Annotated in this window: 16 protein-coding genes; 9 read left to right on the top strand and 7 right to left on the bottom strand. The window is 48.7% G+C overall.

Annotated elements, in window-relative coordinates:
• Positions 1 to 50 precede the first annotated feature (50 nt).
• Positions 51 to 482 (bottom strand): FxsA family protein, encoded by a 432-nt coding sequence (locus tag ACFQNF_RS07540; RefSeq protein WP_380187382.1) that lies wholly within the window; start codon positions 480 to 482, stop codon positions 51 to 53.
• Between ACFQNF_RS07540 and cutA the strand changes: the two genes are divergently transcribed.
• Genes cutA through ACFQNF_RS07555 form a run of 3 tightly spaced genes read left to right on the top strand, consistent with a single transcriptional unit; the run spans position 481 to position 2,806 of the window.
• Entirely contained in the window at positions 481 to 810 is a 330-nt protein-coding gene (gene cutA, locus ACFQNF_RS07545) for a divalent-cation tolerance protein CutA (protein WP_380187383.1), read from the top strand. The genes ACFQNF_RS07540 and cutA overlap by 2 nt on opposite strands.
• Positions 807 to 2,339: a protein-disulfide reductase DsbD gene (gene dsbD, locus ACFQNF_RS07550; protein WP_380187385.1), complete on the top strand. Its 1,533-nt coding sequence runs from the start codon at positions 807 to 809 to the stop codon at positions 2,337 to 2,339. The genes cutA and dsbD overlap by 4 nt, the downstream gene beginning before the upstream one ends.
• Positions 2,336 to 2,806, top strand: coding sequence for a TlpA family protein disulfide reductase (locus ACFQNF_RS07555; RefSeq protein WP_380187387.1), 471 nt, complete (start codon positions 2,336 to 2,338; stop codon positions 2,804 to 2,806). Before dsbD ends, ACFQNF_RS07555 begins: the two co-directional genes overlap by 4 nt.
• A gap of 50 nt (positions 2,807 to 2,856) precedes the next feature.
• On the opposite strand, the gene ACFQNF_RS07560 is transcribed toward ACFQNF_RS07555, so the two are convergent.
• On the bottom strand, positions 2,857 to 3,162 hold the full coding sequence (locus ACFQNF_RS07560) for an ArsR/SmtB family transcription factor (RefSeq protein WP_380187388.1): 306 nt from the start codon (positions 3,160 to 3,162) through the stop codon (positions 2,857 to 2,859).
• Between the two features lie 190 nt (positions 3,163 to 3,352).
• Here ACFQNF_RS07560 and gpmI point away from each other — a divergent pair, with 190 nt between their 5' ends.
• From gpmI to trpS, 6 genes are all read left to right on the top strand, one after another.
• Positions 3,353 to 4,891: a 2,3-bisphosphoglycerate-independent phosphoglycerate mutase gene (gene gpmI, locus ACFQNF_RS07565; protein ID WP_380187390.1), complete on the top strand. Its 1,539-nt coding sequence runs from the start codon at positions 3,353 to 3,355 to the stop codon at positions 4,889 to 4,891.
• 131 nt (positions 4,892 to 5,022) lie between these two features.
• Positions 5,023 to 6,315 carry a murein hydrolase activator EnvC family protein gene (locus tag ACFQNF_RS07570; protein WP_380187392.1) on the top strand — a complete coding sequence of 431 codons (1,293 nt, stop codon included), beginning with the start codon at positions 5,023 to 5,025 and terminating at the stop codon, positions 6,313 to 6,315.
• A 67-nt stretch (positions 6,316 to 6,382) separates the two neighbouring features.
• A complete protein-coding gene (locus tag ACFQNF_RS07575; RefSeq protein ID WP_380187393.1) occupies positions 6,383 to 7,849 on the top strand; it encodes a S41 family peptidase in 1,467 nt (488 codons plus the stop codon).
• Positions 7,850 to 7,951: 102 nt separating this feature from the next.
• Positions 7,952 to 8,353: a hypothetical protein gene (locus ACFQNF_RS07580; RefSeq protein WP_380187395.1), complete on the top strand. Its 402-nt coding sequence runs from the start codon at positions 7,952 to 7,954 to the stop codon at positions 8,351 to 8,353.
• A gap of 153 nt (positions 8,354 to 8,506) precedes the next feature.
• Positions 8,507 to 9,304 carry a HesA/MoeB/ThiF family protein gene (locus ACFQNF_RS07585; RefSeq protein ID WP_380187397.1) on the top strand — a complete coding sequence of 266 codons (798 nt, stop codon included), beginning with the start codon at positions 8,507 to 8,509 and terminating at the stop codon, positions 9,302 to 9,304.
• Positions 9,305 to 9,555: 251 nt separating this feature from the next.
• Positions 9,556 to 10,554 (top strand): tryptophan--tRNA ligase, encoded by a 999-nt coding sequence (gene trpS / locus ACFQNF_RS07590; protein ID WP_380187399.1) that lies wholly within the window; start codon positions 9,556 to 9,558, stop codon positions 10,552 to 10,554.
• Positions 10,555 to 10,914: 360 nt separating this feature from the next.
• Here trpS and ACFQNF_RS07595 read toward each other — a convergent pair whose 3' ends face one another.
• From ACFQNF_RS07595 to ppc, 5 genes are all read right to left on the bottom strand, one after another.
• The gene (locus ACFQNF_RS07595; RefSeq protein WP_380187401.1) at positions 10,915 to 11,676 is read right to left on the bottom strand and encodes a TatD family hydrolase; all 762 of its coding nucleotides are present in this window, start codon (positions 11,674 to 11,676) and stop codon (positions 10,915 to 10,917) included.
• 344 nt (positions 11,677 to 12,020) lie between these two features.
• Positions 12,021 to 13,037: a UDP-N-acetylmuramate dehydrogenase gene (murB, locus tag ACFQNF_RS07600; RefSeq protein ID WP_380187403.1), complete on the bottom strand. Its 1,017-nt coding sequence runs from the start codon at positions 13,035 to 13,037 to the stop codon at positions 12,021 to 12,023.
• A gap of 128 nt (positions 13,038 to 13,165) precedes the next feature.
• Positions 13,166 to 15,079 (bottom strand): glycosyl hydrolase family 18 protein, encoded by a 1,914-nt coding sequence (locus ACFQNF_RS07605; RefSeq protein WP_380187405.1) that lies wholly within the window; start codon positions 15,077 to 15,079, stop codon positions 13,166 to 13,168.
• A 677-nt stretch (positions 15,080 to 15,756) separates the two neighbouring features.
• Positions 15,757 to 16,239, bottom strand: a complete 483-nt coding sequence (locus tag ACFQNF_RS07610; RefSeq protein WP_380187406.1) for a hypothetical protein — start codon at positions 16,237 to 16,239, stop codon at positions 15,757 to 15,759.
• A gap of 178 nt (positions 16,240 to 16,417) precedes the next feature.
• On the bottom strand, positions 16,418 to 19,177 hold the full coding sequence (gene ppc, locus ACFQNF_RS07615) for a phosphoenolpyruvate carboxylase (protein WP_380187407.1): 2,760 nt from the start codon (positions 19,175 to 19,177) through the stop codon (positions 16,418 to 16,420).
• Positions 19,178 to 19,352: the final 175 nt, after the last annotated feature.

The following is a 19,352-nucleotide window of genomic DNA, read 5'->3' on the forward strand; positions in this document are numbered from 1 at the left end:
ATGAGCAATGTGATGCAACGCAAACCCAAATCTTGAAATGCTGATTTTAGTTAGCCCTGTAAACGATCCATATCAGGCTTAACCTGACGATATTCACCATCAATCACATCACCCTGCGCACCCGGAGCTGAAAACGGCCCTGCCGGGTCGGCTTTATTCTTTGCTAAACGGCCCCAAGGCAACAATAAGACCAGTGCCACTACATCGCCCAAAATACCGGGGAGTAGCAGCAAAACAGCAGCAATATAGTAGCGAGCTACAGCAAACAGGCTATGAATTGATAAGCGACCAGAGCGTAAATCACCAAATAAGGCCGCGCCCACCGCTAATTTGTGATGACGCAACATCAGTAAACCGCTGAAAAAAGCCGCAATCAACCAGAGCACCACCCAAAAAGTACCAATGGCTTTTGCCAGCAAAACAATCGTGATAATTTCAGCAATCGGGTAAGCCACAAAAAGTAATAACAGCAGGTAAGGCATGACAACTCCAGATAATATTTTGATCGTCTTGTGCAATTGCCCAGACGAGGATGTAGCAAATCGTTTAGCCACCGGCCTTGTAACAGCCCGACTAGCTGCCTGTGTGAACCAATTGGCGCCAGTACAATCTACATACCGATGGAATGAAAGAATCGAAATCGCGCAGGAAGTTCCCCTGCTGATTAAAACGACCCAAGCCGCTTATCCTGCTTTAGAAGCTTGGCTTCAGGAAAACCACCCTTACGAGGTAGCCGAAATTATTGCCCTAAGCCCCGCCACAGGTCTCCCCGCCTATCTAAACTGGGTGAGTAAAGAGGTGCAAGTATGATGCTTCGTATCGTTTTCTTTTTACTTGCATTACTTGGCACGGCCCATGCTGCGGACGATTTACTGCCGCCCGAAAAAGCATTCCAAGCCTATATGGTACAGATTGATGACCATACTGTAGAAGCACGCTTTAAAGTGGCACCAGGCTATTATCTGTATCGGGATCGCATCAGCTTTAAAGCCAATCTGCCCATACAGCCTGAGCTGCCCAAAGGCATAGAGAAAAATGACCCCAGCTTTGGCAAAGTGCAAGTTTACAAACACGATATCGCAGTGCGGATTAAATCCAGCACCCCGTTTCCATTAGATGCGGCCATTACAGCCAAATTCCAAGGCTGTGCCGAAGTCGGCGTGTGCTACCCGCCACAAACACAGCTCTTAAAACTAGGCGAGCCTCCCAAAGACGCGCTGGATCAGTTGTTTGGTAAAAGCTCCATTCCTGCTGAAATCGGCCCTAGCGGGGCCGATATTTATTTCAGCGGAGGGCTTCTTGCCACCCTTGGTGTCTTTTTCTTAGGCGGCCTCGCACTTGCACTGACTTCCTGTATGTATCCGCTGATTCCTATTGTGTCTGGCATCGTGCTGGGTAACGGCCAGCAGGGCAAAATGCGTGCACTAGGGCTGACCTTTACCTATGTGCAAGGCTTGGCGCTGAGCTACACCCTGATTGGTATTGCCGCCGCCGCAACCGGCACTTTACTTGTTGTAGCCTTACAACAACCTTTTGTAATTGCACTGTTTTCTCTGTTTTTTGTCCTGATGGCGCTCGCCATGTTTGGGCTGTTTGATCTGCAATTGTCTGGCCGCATTCAAAGCAAAATGAATGATTGGTCTAATCGCCTGCCCGGTGGCCAATTCACTTCGGTATTTGCAATGGGAGCGCTCTCAGCCCTGATTGTTGGCCCTTGTATCGCCCCACCCCTAGCTGCAGCACTGGCTTATTTAGGCCAAACAGGCGATTTACTACTGGGTGGCAGCGCACTCTATATGCTGGCACTAGGGCTGGGCCTGCCCCTGCTGGCCATTGGTGCTTTTGGCGGCAGCATCCTGCCTAGGCTCTCAGGCAGCGTTATGAGAGGGGTAAAAATTGTTTTTGGTATTTTATTACTGCTTATGGCCGTCTGGGTGGCTCGGCCCTTATGGGAGAAATCCGGCTCAGAAACAGGCCCGCAATTTACCGCCATTACCTCTGAACAAGAATTAAATCAGGCCATCAGCCTAGCCAATGGCAAAATGGTGATGTTAGATTTCTATGCCGATTGGTGCATTGCCTGTAAAGAATTTGAACGCGATACCCTAAGTGATCCACAGATTCAAAAATCATTAGCAGATATGGTATTGCTGCGAGCTGATGTCACGCAAAATAACGCAGCAGATCAAGCCCTATTAAAACGCTTCAAACTATTTGGCCCACCCGCTATTTTATTTACCGGCAGCAATGGGCAGTTTTTAAACGAGCGTGTTATTGGCTACCAAAGCCCGGCTGCATTCCAAGCCACCCTAGAGCGACTTAAACAGGAAAAAAAATGAAAAAATGGCTGATTGTATTTAGTTTACTGAGTGGTTTTGTTCAGGCAGAAACAGCTATTTTCTCAGCTCAACTGCCTGATTTAAAAAACAAAATACAGGCCATTTCCCAATGGAAAGGCAAGCCGATGATTGTTAATTTCTGGGCAACATGGTGCGGCCCATGCCGGGAAGAAATTCCGGAATTTATTGCCTTACAAAAGCAATATGCAGGAAAAGTGCAATTTATTGGGATTGCCATTGATGAGCAAAAAGATGTGGCGGCTTTTTCTAAACAATATGGGATTAATTATCCAATATTAATAGGCGAAGCCAATGCAATGGAATTAATGCGTAAAGAAGGCAATCAACTGGGAGGATTACCCTTTACGGCTATTTACAATGCAAAAGGCGAACGAATTGCAATTGAGCTGGGAAGGCTAAAAAAAGAAAAGCTTGAAAATTATTTAAAAGAATTAACGCGTAAATAACAAAGCCATTACAGCATTTACATCGCGTACACCGTACGCGATGTAAGTCACTAAAAGCCGCAGAACACGTTTCTTAACATCACAATCACTTCAAGCGTACGCAAATCTCCCACCCGGTAGTACACCCGATTGGCATCTTTGCGAGTACGCAGCACTCCTTTCTCGCGCATCAGGGCTAAATGCTGAGAAATATTTGATTGTGTAGTCCCCACCTGCTCAACGATATCTTGCACGCTGACTTCTTTATCTCCTAAAACGCACAGAATCTTCAAGCGTAGCGGGTGCGACATCGCCTTCATTGCACGCGATGCCTGATCAATGTGGAGGTCGTCCATATGCTCAATGGAATTGGCCATAATCGCTATCTAAGATTAAAAAGGTTTAAGGGGATATTCTAATTATTTCTTGGTTAATATGGTAGAAATATTGCCAAACGTCATAGAGGCTATTATGCAATGAGTTAGAATACTAGTGATATTTAAAATTTATTTGCTGCTGAGTACGCATTAAATTTATAGCAGCATCCATCATAGGGGTAAATAAAACATGAGCCAAAACGTCAAACCTGTTCTTCTGTTGATTTTAGATGGCTTCGGTTACCGCGAAGAGACAAAGGATAACGCCATTGCTGCCGCCAAAAAACCACACCTTGATCGCTTATTCGCCACCTACCCGTGGACCACGATCAATGCCTCAGAAGAATATGTAGGACTACCTAAAGGCCAGTTTGGTAACTCTGAAGTTGGCCACCTAAATATCGGCGCAGGCCGGGTGCTGCAACAAGACATCAGCCGTATCGACTGTGATGTAGCCGATGGCTCTATCGGCCAGAACGCCGTATTTGCTGCGGCAATCGAGCAAGCTAAAAGCAGCGGTAAAACACTTCATATTTTAGGTTTGATCTCGGATGGCGGCGTGCATTGCCACGAAGCACATGTCAACGCGCTCATCGCAGCTGCTAGCGATGCAGGTGTTAGTCAAATCAATGTGCACGCCTTCCTAGATGGCCGTGATACCCCCCCCCGCAGTGCGGCGATCTATTTGGCCAAATTACAAGCGGTCTGTGATTCCCACCCGGCAGCACGCATCGCCTCCGTAACAGGCCGCTACTGGGCAATGGATAGAGACAAGCGCTGGGAGCGCGTAGAGCCTGCCTACAAGGTCATGGTTGAAGGCGAGGGCTTATTCCACGCAGTTAACGCAGCCGATGCGCTGGCTGCCGCCTACGAGCGCGATGAAAACGATGAATTCGTTGCCGCTACCGCCATCGGCGAAAAATCATCGATGCAAGACGGCGATGTGGTGATTTTTATGAATTTCCGTGCTGATCGTGCACGCCAAATCACGACAGCCCTGACCGATGCGAGCTTTGATGGCTTTAAAGCGCGCCAACCTAAATTTGCATCCTTTAGCACCGCGACTAATTACGGCTCAGCCTACCCAACATTGCTGGTGGCTTATGACAAACCGAAGGTGCAAAACAGCTTTGGCGAATACATTGCCAATCTGGGCTTAAAACAACTGCGCATCGCAGAAACCGAAAAATACCCACACGTGACTTATTTTTTCTCCGGTGGAGAAGAAAAAGAATTTGCAGGCGAAGACCGCATCTTAGTGCCCTCACCTAAGGTTGCCACTTACGATTTGCAGCCAGAAATGAGCGCACCCGAAGTCACTCGTCAGCTTGTAGCTGCCATTGAATCCAAGCAATACGCGGCCATTATTTGTAATTATGCCAATGGTGATATGGTGGGCCACTCAGGTATTTTTGACGCGGCGGTTAAAGCAGTTGAAGCTTTGGACCAGAGTGTTGCACAATGTGTTGACGCCATGCTTGCAGCCGGTGGAGAAATCCTCATCACAGCCGATCACGGTAATTGTGAGCTGATGTACGATCACACAGCGCATCAGCCACATACCCAGCACACAACGGACCAAGTTCCCTTTGTGTATATTGGTCGCCCGGCAACCATGATGGCGCGCGGCAGCGGTGCTTTACGCGATATTGCTCCAACCATGCTGGCTTTGATGGGCCTTAGCCAGCCAGAAGAAATGACGGGTAAATCTTTAGTAAATTTATCCTAATTACAGTGCGTTATTTACAAAGAGCCACACCCGCCGCGGCTTGTCACAAGCCACGGCAGGCTTCAACCTCCCCGAAGTAAGGGCAAATCCTTGGTAAATTTTTAAGCATGTTCAGACCGCTTTTTCTTTTAATGCTTACGACCGGTGCACTGGCTGCACCGGCCATACCGACGGTGTCTGCTGCGCCTAAGCAAGAATCAGAAGCCAAGCAAGCCGAGCTAAAAGATTTACGCGGTCAGCTGCAAGAACTTAAAAAAGATTTAGCGGCCAATGAATCGCAGCGCAGCGAAGCCAGCGATGCTTTAAAAGACTCTGAAACAGCAATTTCTGACGCCAATCGTGTACTCAGCAATATGCAGACCGAGCAGGCCTTAAGTGCAGCAGAAATCAAACGCTTAGAAAGCGATATCAGCCATACCCGCAGTGGCATTCAAGCCAGCCAGCAGCGGCTGGGCAAAATTCTCAAAACACGCTACAAAGCCGGGCAAATTGAAGCCTGGCGCTTGCTGCTCAATCAGCAAGACCCAAATCAGGTAAGCCGCGAGCTGACCTACTACCGCTATATCAGCCGCTCACAACTACAACTGGCTAATAAATTAGAAGCACAGCTCACCGAGCTGGCCCGCTTGAGCGAAGATATTCGCCAAAAAAATGAAGCGTTACAGCATCTGGCCCAAAGAAAAAAACAACAAAAAGAAGTGCTGGTTTCCGAGCAGCAAGAAAAACAACAAATTGTGAGCAATCTCTCACAAGAAATCAGCAGCCAGCGCAATCAAATCCAAAAGTTAGCTGCTGATGAAAAACGCTTAACAGGGCTGGTCGATAAGCTCAACGCCATCATCAAGCGACAAGAACTTGAGCGCACTAGGAAAATAGCCCAGGCCAAACTGCTGGCAGAGAAAAAAGCGAAAGAGCGTGCAGCCCGCAATGCAGCAGCACAGGCCAAAGCAAAAGCCGCAGGCAAACCCGCGCCTAAAGCCGAGCCCGAGCCAGAAGTCACCACCGCCCTGCCCGATTCAGGGCAATCTGGCCAAGCATTTGCATCGTTGAAAGGTAAACTTCGCTTACCAATTAAAGGTGAAATTACCGGCCGTTATGGCACGGCACGGGGTGAAGGCGGGCAATGGAAAGGTGTGTTTATCCGCTCCGCATCCGGCCAAAGCGTAAAAGCCGTTGCAAGTGGCCGCGTGGTATTTGCCGAATGGCTGCGTGGCTTTGGCAATATGCTAATCGTGGATCATGGCGGTGGCTATATGAGTATTTACGCCGCCAATGAGAGCATTCTTAAGCAAGTAGGTGATACGATTAAGGCTGGAGACAGCATTGCCACCAGTGGGAACAGCGGTGGAATGGCAGATTCCGGCTTATACTTTGAACTCAGACAAAATGGCCGCCCAATCGACCCTCAGGCATGGGCTGGCTAGCTTATGCCGATGTAATAGTTATGACTAAAAACCCCATGTCAGCAAGCCCAATAACAGGAAAACACGGATGTCCTCGAGCACTAAAAAACCAAAGCTCCAAAAGATTGCCTTGCTATTAGCAGGTGCAGGTCTGGGCATTGCCCTGAGTCTTTCCTTTAATGCGGTAGCTGATAAAGATGCTGGCGGCAACCCGCTGCCCGTTGAAGAGCTACGTGCATTTTCTACTGTTTTTGGCCTGATCAAACAAAGCTATGTAGAGCCTGTTGAAGATAAAAAACTCATTACCGAAGCCATTAAAGGCATGGTGTCTGGCTTAGATCCGCACTCTACCTATCTGGATGCGGATGCTTTTAAAGACATGCAAATTCAAACTCAGGGTGAATTTGGCGGCCTTGGCATAGAAGTCAGCATGGAAGACGGCTTGGTGCGCGTAGTTTCACCGATCGAAGATACCCCAGCCTATCGGGCAGGTGTAAAACCGGGCGACTTTATTGCCAAAATCGACGAAACACCGGTGCAAGGCATGTCGCTTAACGATGCCGTAACAAAAATGCGCGGCAAGATTGGCACATCCGTCACACTCACTATGCTGCGTAAAGGCGAAGGCAAACCGATTATTGTTACGCTGAAACGCGCAGTGATTAAAGTGCAAAGCGTGAAGTCTAAAATGGCTGAGCCTGGCTATGGCTATATCCGTATTGCTCAATTCCAGGAACACACCACCGAAAACGTCGCCCAGGCACTTGAAACGCTTTACAAAGAAAATAAAGCGCCGCTTAAAGGCTTGGTGCTGGATTTACGTAACAACCCTGGTGGTCTGTTAAACGGCGCGGTGGGTGTATCTGCTTCATTCTTGCCCAAAGATGCCTTGGTGGTTTACACCGAAGGCCGTACACCGGATTCCAAAATCAAGCTTACCGCCAGCAAAGAAAACTATCTGCGCCAAAATGGTAAGGATGATTACTTTAAAAACACACCCAAAGACGTGAAAAACGTACCGTTGGTTGTGCTGGTTAATGGTGGCTCTGCTTCGGCCTCTGAAATTGTAGCGGGTGCATTGCAAGACTATAAACGCGCCATCGTTGTGGGTACGCAAACCTTTGGTAAGGCCTCTGTGCAAACCATTATGCCTATCGATAACAAAACCGCACTCAAGCTCACCACCGCGCGTTACTTCACGCCACTGGGCCGCTCGATTCAATTGAAAGGGATTACGCCGGATATTGAAGTCGAAGAAGCAGTACTCAACGGCAAGGAGCAAAGTGCCTTCCGTATTCGCGAAGCCGACTTAGGCCATCGTTTGGACAATCCAACTGATAAAGATGCCGGCAATAAAAAAGCCGCATCTGAAACCAAGGCCGAGATTAAAGTAGAAATCAAAAAACCGAAATCAAACGCAAGTGATACCGCAGAAGAAAACCCGCGCGAGCTGGCTTCTAAAAATGACTATCAATTGCAGCAAGGCCTGAATATTCTTAAAGTTCAGCAGATTTTGCAGAGTAAAAACGTAGCTGCACCCGTGCCTGCGAAGTAAAAACAGCATCGCCTCACACCCAACAGCTCCCTAGGGAGCTGTTTTTTTTACTTATGCTCAGTAAGCGGGTCTAAACTGAAATACCCTGTTTGGAGAATGGCCATGAAACCCAGCGCTGACAAACTCTCTAAGCATCATGATATTTACCTCTACCCTCTCCCTACTGATCAAGCCGAACAAGCTGCCTGCTACCTGAAAGATACGCTTGAAATAAGCGTCCAATACTCAAACTCCACCCATCGTATTAGCGTGTACTACGCACTCACTGAACACACATTAAAATCGATTGAAGCGTATTTAAAACAGGCTGGCTTTCATTTAGATGAAAGCATCCTGAGCAAAATCAAACGCGCCCTCGCCCATTATTGCGAAGATATCGAGCGCAGTAATTTAGAAATCCCCGTCCACAACATCAAAAGCCGCGATGTCTTTGTCAAAGTATGGGGCAATCATCCGCATGGTGATCATGATGAGACGCCAGAAGAATTACGGCGATATTTGTAAGTACGGTTTCATTTGAAAACCCAGATCTTGAAACACGGAGGGCACGAAGAACACGGAGTTTCACAGAGTAAAAGCAAGTGTGAAATTGAAGCATAGCGTCTCTTTCGCCCCCTTCTCGTATAATCCCTCACTCTTTAATTGCGATCTTCTGCCATGAGCTTCTGCCCCAATCTCCCAACCAATTCTGAAGAAGCCCTTAATGACGCAGCGCTGCTGCGCTACAGCCGCCATATTCTGCTCGATGAAATCGGTATTGAAGGACAGGAGAAAATCAGCCAGGCCCATGTGCTTGTGATCGGCGCAGGCGGCTTAGGATCGCCAGCGGCGCTTTATCTGGCGTCTGCTGGAGTGGGCACACTAACGATTGTTGATGATGATCTGGTTGATTTATCTAATTTGCAGCGCCAGATCATCCACACAACCGCCAATCTTGGTCAGAATAAAGCGCAATCGGCCGCACAAACCATCCATGCACTTAATCCACACATCAAGGTTAACGCAGTCAAAACAAGGGCGATGGGCGAAGAGCTTGTTCAACTCGTGGCCGCGGCCGATATTGTGCTGGATTGCTGTGATAATTTTGCGACTCGCCACGCGGTAAACCGCGCTTGTGTAGCGCATAAAGTACCGCTCGTTTCTGGCGCAGCGGTACGCTTTGACGGGCAACTCACCACTTTTGATACCCGTGTGAATAATGCCCCCTGCTATCACTGCCTCTTTGGTGAGGAAGGCGAAGCAAGCGATGGCCCATGTGCAACTTTTGGTGTGTTTGCCCCGCTAGTAGGAATGATTGGTGCAGCACAAGCGGCAGAAGCACTTAAGCTCATCATTGGGCTGGGCAGCCCTTTGCTTGGCAGATTACAACTATTAGACGCCCGCAATATGCAATGGCGGGAAATGCGTTATAAGCAAGATCCGGCCTGCCCAGTATGTAGCCGTAACAAAACTTAAATAATAATAGTTATCATTAAGCAATCAAACACGGTAGACAGACGGCATAAAAGCTGCAATAGTGGTAGCCATGAAAGCAGCGCAACCTACCCTTTTTGTTACATCCCCAGCCCATAACTGGTATTACCGCCACTATATCTTACTGGCGGCTTAGACTCATTCAATTGAACAATGCCGCCGGTCCAGGCGGCATTGTTGTATCTACACTACCCATGGGCTCGGCGGCTTTAATCCAAACAAGGATCGAGAACATGACTTCGCATATTATTCTGACGGGCGACCGCACTACTGGACCACTGCATTTAGGCCACTTTGTAGGCTCACTGCAAAACCGCCTCATCTTTCAAGATAAACATACGCAATTCTTAATGCTGGCCGACGCTCAGGCGCTCACCGATACCGATCACGATGTAGTGCATCGCAATGTACTGGAAGTAGCGCTTGATTACCTTGCGGTAGGCTTAGACCCCGCTAAAAATACTATTTTTATTCAGTCTCAAGTGCCGGAATTATCCGAGCTGACTTACTACTTTATGAATCTGGTCACCGTAGCCCGTTTAGAGCGCAACCCGACGGTAAAAGAAGAAATCCGCCAAAAGAACTTCCAGCGGGATATTCCCGCAGGATTTCTCACCTACCCGGTAAGCCAGGCCGCTGACATTACCGCCTTTAAAGCCACGGCCGTTCCGGTAGGGGCCGATCAGGCTCCGATGATTGAGCAAACCAATGAAATTGTTCGCCGTTTTAATGCGCTGGCGGGCAAAGATATTTTGCTGGAAACACGCGCCATTATTCCCCAAACAGGCCGCCTGCCAGGACCAGACGGAAAATCTAAAATGAGTAAATCTCAGGGCAATGCGCTGCATTTATCAGCCAGCCCAGATGAAATTACTCAGTTTGTAAAAAGCATGTACACCGATTCCAAGCACTTAAAAATTAACGACCCCGGGCAGGTAGCAGGCAATGCGGTATTTACCTTCCTTGATGCATTTGAGGCAGATATCAGCTTTGTAGATGACTTAAAAGCCAAATACCGTAAAGGTGGCTTGGCGGACTCGGTGATTAAGCAGCACTTAGAAGTACGCTTGCAAGAATTGATCGCCCCCATCCGTAACCGCCGTCTGGAGCTTGCCAAAGATCCGGCACATGTGATGCAAATCTTAAAAGCCGGCACCGCCCATGCACGCACCATCGCCGCAGGCACTTTGGCAGAGGTGAAATCAGCACTGGAGTTGGACTATTTTAGCTAGGCCTGTAATTCAGCAGCTTTAAAAAATTCTGTAGCCACAAAGAACGCAGAGAAAAAAAGAGAGAAAAATGAGAAAAGCACTTAAACCTGTAGGTTCAGTGCTTTTCGAATCAAGAAACAAAGTAGGGTGGGCACAAGGTTTATCGTGCCCACCCTGCTAGTCGCATATCGTTGCGTGGGCATAAAAACCTGCCCACCCTACTGAACTGCACCACTTAAAAAAACCCAAATCTTAAAACACTGAGGACACAGAGAACACGGAGTTTCACGGAGAAAACCCTACTCGCTTAAGTTTTTCTCCGTGATCCTCCGTGTCCTCCTAAACTCCGTGGTTCAAGATTTGGGTTTTTTATACAGCCAATCACAACAATCCAGGCAGCACCGCTCTTGCATTGGCGCTCGTGGCTGCTGCTAATTCTTCTAAACTGATCCCACGTAACTCTGCCAGCACTTCGGCCATTTTAACGAGTTCGGCGGGTTGGTTACGTTGGCGATCTAGCCACGCTGGCGGGATATCCGGCGCATCGGTTTCCATAACTAAAGCCTCCAGCGGCAAATCACTGGCTAATTTGCGTATCCGCTGAGAGCCCGCATAAGTCATTGCCCCGCCAAAACCCAGCTTAAACCCCAGCGAGATAAAGACTTCGGCCTGTTGTACGCTGCCATTAAAAGCATGGGCAATGCCGCCTTTGACTCGCCATTTGCGTAAATACTTAAGCAGCGGATCCTGAGCGCGGCGCAAATGCAGCAGCACCGGCAAATCAAAATCCCGTGCCAGCCTGAGCTGGGCTTCTAATAGCTCGACCTGTCTTGTCGCATCCAAATTAGGCACATAAAAATCTAGACCAATTTCACCGACTGCCACAGGATGGTGCTGTTCTAAATAATGCTGCAAAGTCAGCAGATGCTCATCCCGATGCACCGCCGTATAAATCGGATGCAGGCCAAAAGCCGGAAAACAGCCATAGCGCTCGCGCATGGTGAGCGCATCGGCAAAAGTCGCCTCGCTCACCGCCGGAACCACAATTTGCTCAATCCCCACCCGCTTTGCTGCCGCCACAAGTTCATCCCGGTCGGCAGCAAATTCAGGGGCATCTAAATGGCAATGGGTGTCTATCCACATACTGATTACTCCGGGCAAATCTGCTTGGGTACGATAAAGCGAGCCCCACAAGCATCACAAGTCATCTATAGGGCGTAATCAATCTGAGGTTTTATCCTGACGCATTACACCCGACTCTATGGATTGCAAAAGTAGGGCGCACTCGAAGCGAAGCGCAGTGCGCCATGAAGGGGCGGATTCCAAAACTGGTTTTCGTGCCCGCGGCGTACTGCGCTTCGCCGGGCGATAAAAACGCTCGCCCGGCAAAGCTTCGAGTACGCCCTACACCTTGGCTTAATTCGGGAAGCTATTTCGAGCAAAATACTGAAGCCCTACAGTTTGTGGCATAAATAAGCCAATCGTCCTCACCACCAAACCGGCTCTGCCTCCAGCTCTACACCAAATTTTTCTTTCACATCGGCTTGTACGGCAGCGGTGAGATTGGCCACGTCGTTTTGCCTTGCTCCACCATGGTTCACCAGCACCAAGGCTTGTTTCTGGTACATGCCCACCAGCCCAAGCTGGCGGCCTTTCCAACCTGCTCGTTCAATCAGCCAGCCTGCAGCCAGCTTGTAATGGTTTGGCCCTGCGGAATAGGAAACCAGCTCTGGGTGTGCGGCTAAAACCTGCTCACGCAGCTCACTTGCCACGATAGGGTTTTTAAAAAAACTACCCGCGTTACCAATCACCGCCGGATCAGGCAATTTGCGCTGGCGCACATTGATCACCGCTTGGGCAACGGCGCTAGCTGATCGAGGCTGGGCTAGCGCCGCCAGCTCCTGCTCGATATCGCCATAATTAGTTTTGATGCTGGCACACTTTGCTAATTTAAACACCACTTCGCCAATCAGCCACTTGCCTGCTTCGGCCTGCTTAAAGCAGCTATCCCGGTATGAAAACTGGCATTCTGCTGCACTAAATACACGGGCATGGCCATCTGCTAGGCTATAGGCCGTCAGCTCAAATAGGCTGTCTTTTACTTCTACCCCATAAGCGCCAATATTTTGCACCGGTGCAGCACCAACTGTGCCAGGAATGAGTGATAAGTTTTCTAAACCTGCCCAGCCCTGGGCCAACGTCCACTGCACAAATTCATGCCAGTTTTCACCGCCTGCTGCGGCCACATACCAAGCTTCATCGTCTTCACGCAGCAAACGCCGCCCCTTGAGTGCCACAGCAATCACCAGCGCATTGATTTGTTCTGGCAGCACCAAATTACTGCCGCCGCCTAAAACTCGCCAAGGCAGCGCTTTTAACTCGGAAGATTGGCTGAGTTCGAGCAATTGGGCGGGATGAGTCAGCGAGAGGAAATGGCTGGCGGTAGCAGGTAAACCCAGCGTATTGGCGTTTTTAAGATCAACATTAAATTGGATAGGCAGCATCGGCGCTTAGGATCAAATCGGCAAAGGGGAGATTATCCTCTACTCAAGCAAAAAAAACCCCCATGCCTAAACATGGGGGTTAAAACTCTAGCTAGCTTGCTATTAGACTGACTAGATTCTTTACCATCTTACTGGCGAATTTTGCTCATTGCACCCATCAAAGTACCAGAGCTATCGTCACCATCAAGCGACCAGCTAAATGCGCCGCCCAAACCATTGGCTTTCACATAATCAAGCTTGGTTTGGATGACTTCTGGGGTATCGTAAGACCAGAATGTGCTGCCATCGTACTTCCAAGATTGCTTGGTGATAGGGTGAACAAAGACGGTGCCAGGTGCATTTTTAAGGACTTTGTAGTCTTCAATCCCAGCTTCGTAAGTTCCCTTTGCACCTGCGGTTGCCGATTGATACAGGCCATTATTGACATTAGGAACGCCTGTCCAGCCACGGCCGTAGAAAGGAATACCTAAGACAATTTTGCTAGCCGGTGCGCCTGCAGCAACCAAGTTTTTCACTGCGCTATCGATATTGTATTGCGCAGCTAAACCCGGCTTACCTGTTTTAGGATCGATATAACGCGGGCTGGCAGGATCATTGTAAAGGTGCGACTGGAAGTCTGTCGGGCCCTTAGCATCCCAGCCACCGTTGAAGTCATAAGACATCAAGTTGATCCAATCGAGGTACTTGCTGTACTCGCCAGGCTCGGTCATTGCTATTTTCTCAGCGCCAGCGCCAATCGCTACAGTCAGGCCATACTTCTTGCCCGTTGTGGCAGCCAGAGCATCCAACTGAGCGCGGAACTCTTTAAGCAGCAGGGTATTATTTTGCTTATCCGCATCAGACACCGTGTTGGTGCCGATACCTTGCACGCCTGGGTATTCCCAATCGATATCAATCCCGTCGAATACGCCTGCAGCGGTGCCCTTACCACCGGAGTTAGAGCCACCGTCATATGGCAGATTACCCTTGATGTAAACGTCGATGCAGCTTGCTACCAGTTGCTTACGTAGTGCATCCGTTGCTGCGGCGTTAGAGAACCACTTAGACCAAGTCCAACCGCCTAAGGAGATAAATACTTTCAGGTTCGGGTTTTTCGCTTTCAGCTTTTTAAGCTGATTAAAGTTGCCTTTTAGGCCACCCTTACCATCTTCGCCCCAAACATCGCCCACGCCGTCAACCGAATCGCCACCGCCAAAGCCTTTTTGGTAATCAGCCCAGCCGTCACCACCATCTTGACCACCGTTTTCTGCCTTAGTCACGATGCCACATTCGTAGCCACCGTTTTTGGCATAGATATTGCCAAAAGCGTAATTCAGGAAAGTCATCTTAGCTGCAGAGCCGCTGGTCTGAACTTGCTTCACTAGATAGTTACGGCCGTAAATGCCCCACTGTGCAAAGTAAGAACCCACTTGCATATTGCCTGATGGCGTTGGTGCAGGAGTTGGGGTCGGTACTGGCGTAGGTGTTGGCACCGGAGTTGGTACTGGTGTTGGTACTGGTGTTGGAACTGGCGTTGGTACCGGTGTTGGAACTGGCGTTGGTACCGGTGTTGGAACTGGCGTTGGAACAGTCGAGCAAGCGCCCAAATCTAGCCAAGGCTTACCTGCGCCCACATTGGTCGTTGGATCGTCGCCCTGAGTCCACCACTGCGCTTTGTAATTCCGACCTTTATGCGTAACAGACTGGCCGCCCGAATAAGCAGTTGTGGCAGTCCATGTTACATAGCAAGCAGATGGTGTTGGAGTAGGTACGGGTGTTGGAGCAGGCGTTGGAACTGGGCTAGGACCCGGTGTTGGCACTGGCGTAGGAACGGGAGTTGGCGCAGGTGTTGGTGTTGTGCCGGTTTGTAAAGCCCAAGGGCCCCACTGCTCTGCACCAGGTACATTGCCCTTAGTCCACCACTGGGCTTTCCAATCCTTACCGGCATGGCTTACTACTTGGCCGCCGGTATAGGTCGTTGCAGCATCCCAGGCAGGTGCTGCAAAAGCTTGCATTGCAATAAATGCAGCAGGAATTGCTGCTAAACGACTGAAGTTCGACATAAAGGGAGTCTCCATCCTCTTTAGACTGATTGGCGTTATTCACGCATCTCAACTGGTATTACCGCCATCCTACAAGCTGTCAATTCTACGAAAGCTTTGCTGGTATTCAGGGCATTGTCGCGCCGCTTCTCTATGTAACCGATCGTGACGGGATTCATTACTCACCATTCTATTTTTCTTGTCAAGCACTCAATGATGAATAAAAACACTGCACCTAAACTTCATGGCAGACCATGCTTTTTTAACTACATAACATAAGCGAGATACAAATATTGCATTGCAACATTTTCACCTGCGAATGCCATTTTAGGTTTAAACAAAGCCAAAAATTTTTTGATGCAATGCAACATAAAAAATATATTTTGTAATTAAGCCTGTTTTATTTATGTAGTTTATCTATGAAAAATACATAAATATTTCGCTATTAAGCTCGGTGTTTAGCCTAAAAGGTATACCTTAAACTGCTTATATTCGATTAATGCTTTCACAAAACATACAAAATTATTCATAAAAAGTAATCTTACCGAGAGTAAAACCCACCAAGGTGCAACGGCGAAGCACATAAAAGTGCCTTCGCCATAATTGGTATTAACAGATATGAAATATTGATTTAAAAAGAAAATACAAAAGGCGGACAAGCGCCAAAATGTCCAATCAGACAATCAGCGAGAGAAGAATCAAGGACGATTGCCCAGATTCCAGCGTGCGCAATACCACTTGGTTTGATCGTTAGGAAGCCCAACCAGCACACTGCCAAATTTAGATAGATAGCGAGGATAGCTCCCCGCTAAAGGGACAAAAACAAAGCCCATATTCGATTCGATATTCTTACGCACAGTTTCTATTTGATCGGGAATCAAGACGCCCACCATCAAAGCGCCAGAACTGGGTAAGCTAACAAACACCTCGCTGACTTTATTTCCGCCTAATGAAGCATTTTGTGCTTCAAACCACTCCGCCTCACCCCATACGCGTAAAGGATCGCCTAGATACTGACGAAAATAGCTACGCCACCATTCATTAGACCATTCACTGCGGCAAGACAAAGCCGCCTCCATTTTGTCGCCAAAATGGGTAGGCAATTTCCCTGCAGCAGCAGCGGGCAAAGCAAGGCCCAGCAGCAGGGTAAGCACTAAATAGCGGCAGATAGTCGGCTTCAAGGCAAATCATTTCCTGAATAAATCAATCCGCAAAGTAAAAGATGAAAACGATTCATCTAAGCTGATTCTAGCCTGACAAAGTAGCACAGGCTAAATACAGAGGCAAAAAAAACCGGAGCACGTGTTCAACACGTCAGCCCCGGGTTTGTTACTTCTGCTTCATCCAATCTAACCGCGCTTAACCGCTATTACGCAAACCGGCCGCAATCCCGTTAATGGTCAGATGCACCGCGTGCTGCACTTCTTCACTCACTTCGCCGCTACGCAAGCGCTTAAGCAGTTCAACTTGCAAGTGGTTGAGCGGGTCTAGGTAAGGCAGGCGGTTTTCTAAGCTGCGTGCCAGCATGGGGTTGTCCCCCAGCAGCTCGCCATGTTTAGAGATGGCTTGCACGGCATCGATCGTGCGCTGCCACTCTGCTTTAATCCGGCCAAAAATACGTTGCGCCAGCTCTTGATCGTGCACCAGCTCTGAATAGCGGGCGGCAATGGCGATATCCGATTTAGCCAGCACCATATCCATATTGGAGATCGTTGAGTTAAAGAATGGCCAGTCACGGTAAAGCTGCTGCAAGAGCACCAAACCTTCATCGCCCGATTCTTTAAGATACTCGCTAATCGCCGTGCCAAAACCATACCAACCCGGCAACATTAAGCGGCACTGGCTCCAAGAGAATACCCAGGGAATGGCGCGTAAATCACCGATGCTATTGGTGCTCTTTCGCGCTGCCGGGCGAGAGCCGATATTCAGATTAGGAATCTCATTAATCGGCGTGGCTTCACGGAAATAGGTAATAAAATCAGGAGTGGCATAAACCAGATCACGATAAGCCTGATAAGCACAGAGACTGAGTTTTTCCATCAACTGACGGCGTTCCTGCACATCATTCGATGGCGGGGCTTTTTCTGGAAAACTCGCCTCCAGCGTTGCTGCAATCAGGATTTCCAGATTACGACGGCCTACTTCACGATCAGCGTACTTAGCGGTAATCACCTCGCCTTGCTCGGTAATCCGAATCTGACCATTCACTGATCCCGCTGGCTGGGCCAGAATCGCATCATGCGCGGGCCCGCCACCACGGCCTACCGTACCGCCACGGCCATGGAATAGGCGCATTTTAAAATTAGCCGCCTTAAATACGTCAACCAGTGTCAGCTCGGCTTTATATAACTCCCAATTTGAAGTGAGATAACCGCCGTCTTTATTCGAATCCGAATAACCCAGCATCACTTCCTGCACTTCGCCACGACAGCCCAAAAGGCTGCGCCACTGAGGAATTGCAAACAGCTCGGTCATAATCTGGCCAGCACTGCGCAAATCAGGAATGGTTTCGAATAAGGGAATGATATTAATTTTAGAAGAAAGCTTAGGCACTAATTGCACCAAGCCTACTTCTTTCATCAATACCGCAACTTCCAACATATCCGAAACCGAATCACAGTTAGAAATAATGTAGTTAGGCAGCACGGCCTCGCCGTAGCGCGCCTGAATTTCGCTGGCGGCACGGTAAATATCCAGCTCTTTTTGCACATCGCTACTGTATTCAACATATTGCGACATCAAAGGGCGAGCACTGGATAGCTCACGCAGCAATACTTTGCGGCGCGATGCTTCATCCAAGCGCACATATTCTTCAAGCCCGGCATGAGCAAATAGCTCTGAAATCACCTTTTCATGCGTGCCTGAATGCTGGCGCATATCGACAGGCGCTAAGTGAAAAGCAAATACCGATACAGCACGCTGTAAGCGGCGCAAACGCCCGCCTGCCACGATGGCTGCATGATGTGTTTTTAATGAGCTAGCAATCACTTCTAAATCATTGAGTAACTCTTGTGCATTAAGGTATTCCGGCGCATTAGCCACATCGTGCAACTGATGATGGAAAGTACCAATTTTAACCGCTGTCGCAAAAATACGCGCCCGCACTGCCGATACCGCTAGACGATAAGGCTCTTCCGATTTGCGGTCTTTCTCGTCTGTGGCTGAATCGGCCAGCGCTTGCAGTGCTGAATCAACCTCCACAATCCTTGTGGACATCGATAACTCGTTTTCCAGCTTCATGCACTGCTGATAGTAGTAATCCAGCGCAATACCAGACTGACGCGATACCGCATAGCGCAACACATCACCGGTTACAAAAGGATTACCATCTCTATCACCGCCAATCCAGCTGCCAACTTGGATAAAATTAGGCAGACTGACATTTTGCTCACAAAGCGCAGCCAGTTTGTCTTCTAAATCTAAATAAAGGCGCGGCAATTCGTGCAAGAAGGTATTGCGAAAATACGCAGCGCCATTTTCAATCTCATCTTGTACAGTGAGTTTAAAAGTGCGAATCTCACGCGTTTGCCATAGCGCCAGCAACACACGCTCTAAAGCCGCTTTATTATCAAGCAGCTCTTCAGGGGTCATGGCGTAGCGATCACGCTCGGCCAATAGCTCGGCCACTGCGCGGTGCGAATCCAGAATGGTTTTACGCTTTACTTCTGTTGGGTGAGCGGTCAGCACAGGTGCAATTAAGCTTTCACCCAACATGCTAATAATTTCATTGGCCTTAACGCCTCTTGCTGTCAGGCTGTTAATTGCGGCTGCGATGCTACCGCGCTGCGGTGCAGAGCCTGCAATTTTGTGTGCACGGCGGCGGCGATTATGATGTAAATCTTCAGCAATATTAGAAAGATGCGAGAAGTAACCAAAACCGCGGACCAAGGCAACAGTCGTGGCAGGATCTAGGTCTGATAATGACGTGGCCAATGTTTTACCCGCATCCGGATTGCTTCCTTGCACATAAGACAGAGCGAGCTCACGAATGGACTCTATCTGCTCGGCAGTGGCAATACCTGCTTGCTCGCGAATGGTCGCAGCGAGTAGTTCAGCGAGTAATTCAAGATCCCGTTTAAGGGGCAGATCTTTATCAACAATCGTTTCGAGTACGGGCATTAGCAATCCAGTTCATGATTGAATCGGGCAAACATTTTCATTTTAACAAGAAGCTGCGGTTTTCACTGATAGATATTTATATAAATATCTGTACTTGAAATGCTCTGACTACATTTCAAGTAGATGTTTGATCTATAAGGGAATATCAAAAACACCCTAGCAGGGTATAAAAGAA

This window comes from Iodobacter arcticus, assembly GCF_042664895.1.
GTDB classification, from domain to species: domain Bacteria; phylum Pseudomonadota; class Gammaproteobacteria; order Burkholderiales; family Chitinibacteraceae; genus Iodobacter; species Iodobacter arcticus.

Coding starts and splice junctions, on each gene's coding strand:
- ACFQNF_RS07570 (WP_380187392.1), top strand. CDS start 5,023: ATGCTTACGACCGGTGCACTGGCTGCACCGGCCATACCGACGGTGTCT.
- ACFQNF_RS07540 (WP_380187382.1), bottom strand. CDS start 482: ATGCCTTACCTGCTGTTATTACTTTTTGTGGCTTACCCGATTGCTGAA.
- ACFQNF_RS07585 (WP_380187397.1), top strand. CDS start 8,507: ATGAGCTTCTGCCCCAATCTCCCAACCAATTCTGAAGAAGCCCTTAAT.
- ACFQNF_RS07555 (WP_380187387.1), top strand. CDS start 2,336: ATGAAAAAATGGCTGATTGTATTTAGTTTACTGAGTGGTTTTGTTCAG.
- ACFQNF_RS07575 (WP_380187393.1), top strand. CDS start 6,383: ATGTCCTCGAGCACTAAAAAACCAAAGCTCCAAAAGATTGCCTTGCTA.
- ACFQNF_RS07560 (WP_380187388.1), bottom strand. CDS start 3,162: ATGGCCAATTCCATTGAGCATATGGACGACCTCCACATTGATCAGGCA.
- cutA (WP_380187383.1), top strand. CDS start 481: ATGACAACTCCAGATAATATTTTGATCGTCTTGTGCAATTGCCCAGAC.
- ACFQNF_RS07605 (WP_380187405.1), bottom strand. CDS start 15,079: ATGTCGAACTTCAGTCGTTTAGCAGCAATTCCTGCTGCATTTATTGCA.
- ppc (WP_380187407.1), bottom strand. CDS start 19,177: ATGCCCGTACTCGAAACGATTGTTGATAAAGATCTGCCCCTTAAACGG.
- gpmI (WP_380187390.1), top strand. CDS start 3,353: ATGAGCCAAAACGTCAAACCTGTTCTTCTGTTGATTTTAGATGGCTTC.
- ACFQNF_RS07595 (WP_380187401.1), bottom strand. CDS start 11,676: ATGTGGATAGACACCCATTGCCATTTAGATGCCCCTGAATTTGCTGCC.
- ACFQNF_RS07580 (WP_380187395.1), top strand. CDS start 7,952: ATGAAACCCAGCGCTGACAAACTCTCTAAGCATCATGATATTTACCTC.
- trpS (WP_380187399.1), top strand. CDS start 9,556: ATGACTTCGCATATTATTCTGACGGGCGACCGCACTACTGGACCACTG.
- dsbD (WP_380187385.1), top strand. CDS start 807: ATGATGCTTCGTATCGTTTTCTTTTTACTTGCATTACTTGGCACGGCC.
- murB (WP_380187403.1), bottom strand. CDS start 13,037: ATGCTGCCTATCCAATTTAATGTTGATCTTAAAAACGCCAATACGCTG.